Source organism: Magnetospirillum sp. SS-4, from assembly GCF_902729425.1.
Taxonomy (GTDB): Bacteria; Pseudomonadota; Alphaproteobacteria; order Rhodospirillales; family Magnetospirillaceae; genus Phaeospirillum.
The window spans coordinates 47,134-55,521 of the sequence record NZ_CACVCH010000057.1; the positions used below are offsets into that span (position 1 = coordinate 47,134).

Sequence of the window (8,388 nt, forward strand, 5' to 3'; positions counted from 1 at the left end):
CGCGATGACCGTTCACGAAACCGATGCCGTGGTGGTGGGGGCCGGCCCGGTGGGTCTGTTCGCGGTGTTCCAGTGCGGCATGGTCAAGGTCCGCTGCCATGTGGTCGATGCCCTGGAGGCGGTGGGCGGCCAGCTCAGCGCGCTGTATCCGGAAAAGCCCATCTATGACATTCCCGGCCATCCCAGCATCCTGGCGGCCGAACTGGTCGATCGGCTGGCCGAGCAGGCGGCGCCGTTCGCGCCCATCTATCATTTCGGTGTCCAGGTGGAAAGCCTGTCGCGGGAATCCGACGGCCGCTGGCGTTGCGGCCTGTCCGACGGTTCCGCCATCCTGGCCAGGGCGGTGATCATCGCCGCCGGAGCCGGGGCGTTCGGCCCCAACCGGCCGCCGCTGGACGGGCTGGAGCGGTTCGAGGGAACCGGCGTGTTCTATCTGGTGCGTCGCCGCGAGGATTTCCGGGACAAGCGGGTGGTGATCGCCGGCGGCGGCGATTCCGCCGTCGACTGGGCCATTTCGCTGTCCGAAATCGCCGCCAGGGTGATGGTGGTGCATCGCCGTCCCAAGTTCCGCGCCGCCCCGGAAAACGAGGCCAGGTTGAAGCAATTGGCCGAGACCGGCGCCGTCGAATTGGTGGTGCCCTATCAGCTGCACGGGCTGGAAGGCGAGGCGGGCCGGTTGTCGGCGGTGACGGTGGCCGACCTGGACGGCAATGTCCGCCGTCTCGACGCCGACGTGTTGCTGCCGTTCTATGGCCTGTCCACCGATCTCGGACCCATCGCCGGATGGGGGCTGGCCATGGATCGCAACGTCATCGCCGTCGATCCCGCCACCGGGGCCACCAGCGCCCCGGCCATCTTCGCCGCCGGCGACATCTGCGCCTATCCCGGCAAGCTGAAGCTGATCCTGTCCGGTTTCGCCGAGGCCGCCCGCGTCGCCCATTCCGCCTACGAGGTGGTGCATCCCGGCGAGGCGCTGCATTTCGAGCATTCCACCACCTCGGGCGTGCCGGCGCGGCCGTTGTGACGGCGATGGCGATGATACGGGACGCCGACGACCGATCCTACCGCGTCGCGGTGCTGTGCCTGTTCATCCTGGCGGTGGCCCTGATGGCCTATCCGGCGCTGCGGATCGCCTGGATCGCCGAGATCGACAATACCGAGGGCTGGAACGCCTATCACCAGGCCCGCGCCATCGCCGGCCAGTCACTCTACAAGGCCGGCTCGCCCTATTTCTTCAACAATTATCCGCCGCTGTCGTTCTACATGGTCGGCGCCCTGTCGGTGCCGCTGGGCGATGTCATCCTGGCCGGACGGCTGGCGTCGCTGGCGGCGGTGATCGCCCTCTGCCTGGGGGTGGCCGGCATCGTCCGTTCGGCCGGGGCGTCCCGGCTGGATTGCCTGTTCGCCGCCACCACCTGTGCCCTGCTCTTCGCCGCCTTCGCCACCGATTACGTCGGCAAGAACAATCCCCAGGTGCTGGGGCTGGCCTTCGTGGTCGCCGGGCTGGCGGTTCATCTGGCCGGGCCTTCCGACGCCCGGCGGGGGGCGCTGTCCGCCCTGCTGTTCGCCGTCGGGGTGATGACCAAGCACAGCCTGATCGCCCTGCCGCTGATCGTCGCCGCCGACATCGCCCTTCGGGGCTCGTTTCGGTCCCGGCTGGCTTTCTTCGCCACCGGACTGGGGCTGGCGGCGGCCAGCGTCGCCGGCCTGTGGCTGGTGGTGGGCGAGGCCTTCTTCACCCAGCTTCTGGCGTCGCGCACCTGGGACCTGCCGCGCTCGTTCCTGTTCACCACCGAGATCCTGGCCCAGTATCAGGCGCCCATGGCGGTGGTGGGGCTGGCGCTGCTGGCCTTTCGCCGGCGGCGGCCGGCCGGGTTGGCGCTGGCCTATCTGGGGCTGGCCTGGGGGATGGGCATCTTCTATTCCGGCGGTGCCGGCACCGACATGAACGTGTTCTTCGAGGTGGCGGTGGCCCTGTCCATCGGCGCCGGCCTGGTGGTCCACATGATCGGGCTGCCCAGGGCAAAGACGGCCATGGCGCTGGCCATCAATGCCGGCGTGCTGTTCTACGCGCCGTTCTGCCTGGGCCGGTTCGGAGTCGACATGGCGGGCGAACTGGACAGCCGCGAACAGGCGTTCAAGGCCGATATCGCCTATGTGACGTCCATTCCCGGCACCACCTTGTGCCAGTCGCATTCCCTGTGTTTCCGCGCCGGCAAGCCGCCGTTCTACGATCCCATCAATACCCTTCAGGCCATGGTCATGGGGCGTCTTCCGGCCGATACCCTGACCGGCATGCTGGAACGCCGCGAGATCGCGCTGGTGCAGATCACCGATCCGCTGCCGCATCCCGATGCCGACAATCCGGGAATGCAGACCATGCCGGCCCGCTTCGTCGATTTCCAGCCCGAGGTGTTCGAGGTGCTGAAGCGCCGCTATGTCATCGACCGGGTGGGGATTTCCGGGCGGTTCTACCGTCCCCGGAGTTAGAACGCATCCTTGCGGCGGCGCAATTCGGCGAAGACGCGGATGGGATCGGTGCCCGGCTCCATGCCCACCGCCTTGGCCACCGCGTTGGTGTCGGCCCGCAGGAACGGGTTCGCCGCCCTCTCAACTGCGATGGTCGTTGGGATGGTGGGCAAGCCCTGGGCGCGCAGCTTCTCCACCTGGTCCAGGCGGGCCTGGAGGGCGGGGTTGTCGCGTTCGACCAGTCTGGCGAAGCGGCCGTTGCCGGCGGTGTATTCGTGGGCGCAATAGACCATGGTGTCGGGCGGCAGGTCGCGCAGCTTCTTCAGCGACGACCACATCTCCTCGGCCGATCCCTCGAACAGCCGGCCGCAGCCCAGCGAGAACAGACTGTCGCCGGCGAACACCACATGGCTGTCGGGAAACCAGAAGGCGATATGGCCCGAGGTATGGCCGGGAACCTCCAGCACCACGGCGGCGGCGGCGCCCAGCATGAAGGTGTCGCCTTCGCCGACCTCGACCGAAATGCCGGGAATGCGTTCGGAATCCCGGGCGGCGCCCACAACGACGCAACCGGTGCGGCGGATCAGGTCCAGGTTGCCGCCGGTGTGGTCGCCATGGTGATGGGTGTTGAGGATGTGGCTGAGCCGCCAGCCCCTGGCGTCGAGGCGCTCCATCACCGGTTCGGCCAGCGCGGGGTCGACCGCGGCGGTGGCGCCGCTGCCCGGTTCGTGCAGCAAGGTGATGTAGTTGTCCGACAGGACGGGAATCTGCTCGACGACGATCTTCGCCATGGCGGCCTCGCGTTTCGGGAGTCCTGGTTTTAGCACCGGGGCGGCCTGAATGATATTCAAAGAGAACGAAGGGAAGGGATGGGGCGCACGCGCGGCCGGCCACGCGGGACATGCGCGGGGGGCGGAGCGATGGACGGCGGCAGGCTTGGCGTCGTTCGTTGCTTTTTTCGAAACTATGCTGTGAATAATTGGTAGATTGTTGTTCTTGGTATGGTGTGGCTAACTTGTCGCCAACAGCCCAGGACGTCTGGGGGCCAAGGAATGCAGTCATGAAGGCTATTATCCGTCCGGCGGAGGAACGCGGCCATGCCGACCACGGTTGGCTCGACACCCGCAACTCGTTTTCCTTCGGAGATTATTTCGATCCCGGCCATATGGGCTTTCGCGCCCTGCGCGTCATCAACGATGATGTGGTCAGGCCGGGCACCGGGTTCGGGACCCATGGCCACCGGGACATGGAAATCATCAGCTACGTGGTCGGCGGCGCGCTGGCCCACGAAGACAGCACCGGCGGCAAGGGAGTCATCCGGCGCGGAGACATCCAGGTGATGTCGGCGGGGACCGGCATCCGCCACAGCGAATACAACGCCTCCCATCGCGAGGACGTCCGGTTCCTCCAGATCTGGATTCTGCCGTCGCGGGACGGGTTGCCGGCCTCCTATCGGCAGCGGACCATTCCGGAATCCGACAAGCGCAACCGTCTTGCCTTGATCGCAGGCCCGCGAGACAGCGGCGCCGCGCTGCCGATTCACCAGGATGTCCTGGCCTATGCCTGCCTGCTCGACGATGTCCGGATCGTCAGCCATCCGATTGGCCCCGGACGCGGTGTCTGGGTGCAGGTGGTCGACGGCTCGGTTTCTGTCAATGGAATCCTTCTCGGGTGCGGGGACGGCCTGTCCATCGAGGACGAATCCCGTATCGAGATCCGCTCAGCCGGGAGTGCTGAATTCCTGCTGTTCGATCTGGCCTGACCTGACCTGATGCCGGCTTGCCGGCCCGATCATCATCGCCTTGAGGGAAAAAGTCCCCGGCGATCATGGCGCCGTGCTGCCGATGAAGAGATGGTGGGCGATGCAAGGATTGAACTTGCGACCCCTCCCGTGTGAAGGGAGTGCTCTCCCGCTGAGCTAATCGCCCATCTCTTCCATCAGAGGCCTGCCTCTGCGGCCGTGCCGGGGCGGATGCCGCCCCCCGCGCGGGGAGGCCGTTTTATATGGCGTGGCCGCGGGAGTGTCAAGCCGTTCATGCGCGCCGTTCAGATGATCTTCAGGCCGCGCAGGCGATCGATCTCGTCGGGCGGCAATCCCAGCACATCGGCCATGACCTCTTGCGTGTCCTGCCCCAGCATGGGGGGCGGGCGGCCATAGGCGACCGGGCTTGCCGACATCCGGATGGGGTTGGCGGCGACGGTGACGCCGTCTGCCAGGGGGTGGGCCATGGTCACCGCCATGCCGCGATGGCGGACCTGAGGGTCGGCGAACACCTCGGGCAGGGTGTTGATGGGGCCGCAGGGGATCGAGGCGGCCTCCAGGGCGGCGATCCAGTCGCGGCTGTCCCGCCCGCCGATGACGGTCTCCAGGATGGGGACAAGCCCGTCGCGATTACGCACCCGCTCGGCATTGCTGGCGTAGCGGGGGTCGTCGGCCAGTTCTGGACGGCCGGCCACCTCGCAGAACCGGCGGAACTGGGTGTCGTTGCCCACCGCCAGGATGATATGGCCGTCGCTGGTGGCGAAGGCCTGGTAGGGGACGATATTGGGGTGGGCATTGCCCAGCCGGCCGGGCGTCCGGCCTCCGATCAGGTAATTGGCCGCCTGATTGGCCAGGACCGCCACCTGCACGTCCAGCAGCGCCAGATCGATATGCTGGCCCTGGCCGGTGCGGTCGCGGTGGGCCAGGGCGGCCAGCACGGCGAAACCGGCGTACATGCCGGTGAAGATGTCGGTCAGCGCCACCCCGACCTTCATGGGCTCGCCGTCGGGGGCGCCGGTCAGGCTCATCAGCCCTCCCATGGCCTGGATCAGAAAGTCGTAGCCGGCGCGGGCGGCATAGGGACCGTCCTGGCCGAAGCCGGTGATGGAGCAATAGACGATGTCGGACCTGACCGCCCTGATGCCGGCGTAGTCGAGTCCGTACCGGGCCAACCCGCCGACCTTGAAGTTTTCCAGCACCACGTCGGAACCGGCCGCCAGCCGCCGGATCAGGTCCTGGCCTTCCGGCCGGGTGAAGTCGATGGTGACCGAGCGCTTGCCGCGGTTCGCCGACAGGTAATAGGCGCTTTCCGCCGTATCCTTGCCGTCGTGGTCCTTGAGGAAGGGGGGGCCCCAGGCGCGGGTGTCGTCGCCTTCGCCCGGGCGTTCCACCTTGATGACCTCGGCTCCCATGTCGGCGAGAAGCTGCCCCGCCCAAGGGCCGGCCAGCACCCGGCTGAGGTCGAGGACGCGAAGATGGGACAGGGCTCCGGGCATGGGCGCGCCTCCGTGCCGGTCAATGCCGGAACAGGTGGCTCCGTCCCAGCAGCAGACGGCCGATATGCCGTCCCACCACCTTCATCAGCGAGAAGGTCGGGCGGACGAATTCAATGGCGACCCAGTCGTCCTTGCAGGCCCGCACCACCGCCACGCCCTTGGCCAGCGGGTTCGGGTCCTCGTAGGCGGAGCGCAGTTCGAAGGTGAAGCGGTGGCCGATATCGAGCCGGAACGGAGGCCTGCGGAACTTCAATCCGCCGACGGAAATGTCCACCACCTCGACCAGGTGTTCCTCGAACACCATGAACAGGCCGTCGCCTTCATGCCGGTCGTCGATGCGGCGGTCGTTGGCGCTGGATTTACGGCTCGGCACGGACAGCCCCCTGGCTACAATTCATCCGGCCAGTCTATGCGCATATCCCGGATATGCCAAGAGCGCATCCCCAGCCTCAATTGCGCCAGTCTCCGCGTTTCCACAATCCGCTGATCAGGGCGCGGCGCTCGTTGTTGTTGCGGCGCAGCAAGGTGCCGAACAGGCGGCCGCCCCAATTGACCGAACGCTTGGGCTCTTCCCAGGCCTTGCGGCTTTCGCGGACCAGGATCAGGCCGTCGGGGGTTTGCGTCAGGGTGAGCTTGCGCTGGTGATAGGGTTCCAGGTCGGCGTGGAAGCCGACGGTCAGGATGGTGGCGGTGGGGAATTCGTCGGTCAGCAATTGCATCAGCCTGCGTTCGCCTTCAGGGTCCAGGGCGTCGGTGGCCTCCTGGAGGAACATCCATTTCGGCCGATGCAGCAGCAGGCGGGCAAAGCCCAGGCGCTGCTGCTCGCCGGCGGTCAGAATCTGCTCCCAGGCGTCGGATTGCTCCAGCCGTTCGGCCAGATGGCCAAGTCCGACCCGGTCCAGCGCGCCGGCCAGGGCGTCGTCGGCGAAGCATTCGGTGGCCGAGGGATAGGCCAGCACGCCGCGCAGGGTGCCGATAGGCATGTAGGGCCGTTGCGGCATGAAGAACAAGGTGGAATCGCAGGGCAGGCCGACGGTACCCTTGCCCCACGGCCACAGCCCCGCCACCACCTTGAACAGCTTGACGGCGGCGCCGGGATCGCCGCCGATCAGCACATGCTCGCCGGGGGCGATCTCGGCGCTGAAGCCGTCCAGAACCACGTTGCCGTCGGCGTTGGCGATGGTCAGATCGTGGAAGGTCAGGGTCGGCATGGTGGATTTCTGGACCACGATAGTGTGGGCGTCGGGCCGCGAGGTCTCCTCCTTCAGCGCCGACAGGGCTTCATGCAGCGCCAGGACCCGTTCGACCGAGGCGCGCCACTCCGCCACCTTCTGCATGTTGTCCACCGGCCACGACAGCGCCTGGGACAGTTGCTGGAAGGCCTGGGCGGTCTGCATCAGCTGGCCCAGCGATATGGTGCCGGCGATGTAGCGCGGCGCCGCGATCAGGATCGGGAAGGCGGTGGAGAACACCGCGTAGCCCGAGGTGAACAGGAACAGGCGGATCAGGCTGTTGGTCTGGCGGTTCCAGGCGCCCTCGATGCCCCGGAACAGTTCCGAGAAACGGCGCCGTTCGCCGACCTCGCCATGCAGCAGGGCGATGGCCTCGGAATTCTCGCGGGCGCGGACCAGTCCGAAGCGGAAATTAGCCTCGGCGGTCTGGCGCTTGTCGGTGGCGTGGACCAGGGGATAGCCCAGCAACAGCGCCAGCCCCGAAGCGGCCGAGGCATAGATCAGCGCCACCCATACCATGTGGCCGGGAATGGGGAGTTCCATGCCGCCGACGGTCAGGGACAGCTCGCCCGACAGGAACCACAGGATCTGGATGAAGCTGGCCAGCAGCAGGCAGCAATAGACCAGCGAATGGGCAAGGTCGATGGCGGTTTCGGTGGTGTTGCGGATGTCCTCGGCGATGCGGCCGTCGGGATTGTCGTGGTCGCCCGGCATGTGCAGCAATTGATAGTGGTGGCCGGTGGCCATCCAGTTGTCCTGGAGCCTGCGCGTCAGCCAGCGCCGCCAGCTCAGCTGAATGGCCCGTTTCACCTTCAGGTGGGTGGCGGTGATGGTCATGCTGGCCACCAAGATGCCGCCGATGACCAGGATCTGGCGGTAGAAGCGGCTCATGGATTTCTGTTCGAGGGCGTCGAACAGCTCCGCGCTCCAGACATTGATCATGATGGGAACGATGACCTGGGCGACGGTCAGGACCAGCAGCAGGGCGGCCAGGCCCCGGACCGTCCATTTCTCGTGGGAGTTCCAGTATGGCCCCGCCAGCCGCAGGAAGCGGCGCATGAAGCTGGGCGTCGGCTGACGCGCCGCCTCACCGTCGCTGGGCGTGGTCTGAGTGGTTCCGTCCGTTTCCATCCCGCTTCCCCGACGGATGCTGTTTTTGTTCCGTCCCTATCCAATAAACCCTGTTTTGGCCTCCAGGTGAAGTGATTGTGCGCCAATGGGCTTTACTGGTGGTTAAATGAAGCCGCCTTTCCTCGTTTGGCGATGTTCAGACAAAATGAAATGGAAACGGGAATGTGAATTGCGCCTGACTGGCATCAGGTGGCGGCATCCGTCCCGGGCGGCGGAAGGAAAATGCGTCGCTCGTAGGGTTTTTCCCTTAACCGTAATGGCATATGCGGACGCATGGTGCCCCCCCTCACCATCCATC

Annotated in this window: 7 protein-coding genes and 1 tRNA gene; 3 read left to right on the forward strand and 5 right to left on the reverse strand. The window is 66.4% G+C overall.

Features of this window, described 5'->3' with window-relative positions; genetic code table 11:
- Window positions 1-4: 4 nt before the first annotated feature.
- Window positions 5-1,024: an NAD(P)/FAD-dependent oxidoreductase gene (locus tag MTBSS4_RS10420; protein WP_173983340.1), complete on the forward strand. Its 1,020-nt coding sequence runs from the start codon at window positions 5-7 to the stop codon at window positions 1,022-1,024.
- Window positions 1,025-1,035: 11 nt separating this feature from the next.
- On the forward strand, window positions 1,036-2,490 hold the full coding sequence (locus tag MTBSS4_RS10425) for a hypothetical protein (RefSeq protein WP_254432484.1): 1,455 nt from the start codon (window positions 1,036-1,038) through the stop codon (window positions 2,488-2,490).
- Here the strand turns inward: MTBSS4_RS10425 and gloB are convergent.
- Window positions 2,487-3,260, reverse strand: coding sequence for a hydroxyacylglutathione hydrolase (gene gloB, locus MTBSS4_RS10430; protein ID WP_173983342.1), 774 nt, complete (start codon window positions 3,258-3,260; stop codon window positions 2,487-2,489). The two genes, MTBSS4_RS10425 and gloB, sit on opposite strands and share 4 nt — an antisense overlap.
- Before the next feature lie 269 nt (window positions 3,261-3,529).
- Between gloB and MTBSS4_RS10435 the strand changes: the two genes are divergently transcribed.
- A complete protein-coding gene (locus MTBSS4_RS10435) occupies window positions 3,530-4,231 on the forward strand; it encodes a pirin family protein (RefSeq protein ID WP_173983343.1) in 702 nt (233 codons plus the stop codon).
- A 91-nt stretch (window positions 4,232-4,322) separates the two neighbouring features.
- Here the strand turns inward: MTBSS4_RS10435 and MTBSS4_RS10440 are convergent.
- The 4 genes from MTBSS4_RS10440 to MTBSS4_RS10455 all read right to left on the reverse strand — a co-directional run bounded on the left by MTBSS4_RS10440 (window position 4,323) and on the right by MTBSS4_RS10455 (window position 8,090).
- Window positions 4,323-4,397: transfer RNA gene (locus MTBSS4_RS10440), tRNA-Val, on the reverse strand.
- 118 nt (window positions 4,398-4,515) lie between these two features.
- Complete coding sequence (locus tag MTBSS4_RS10445) at window positions 4,516-5,727, reverse strand: CaiB/BaiF CoA-transferase family protein (protein ID WP_173983344.1); 1,212 nt, start codon at window positions 5,725-5,727, stop codon at window positions 4,516-4,518.
- A gap of 19 nt (window positions 5,728-5,746) precedes the next feature.
- Window positions 5,747-6,100, reverse strand: coding sequence for a PilZ domain-containing protein (locus tag MTBSS4_RS10450; RefSeq protein ID WP_254432485.1), 354 nt, complete (start codon window positions 6,098-6,100; stop codon window positions 5,747-5,749).
- A 76-nt stretch (window positions 6,101-6,176) separates the two neighbouring features.
- Entirely contained in the window at window positions 6,177-8,090 is a 1,914-nt protein-coding gene (locus tag MTBSS4_RS10455) for an ABC transporter ATP-binding protein/permease (RefSeq protein ID WP_173983345.1), read from the reverse strand.
- Between the last annotated feature and the right edge of the window lie 298 nt (window positions 8,091-8,388).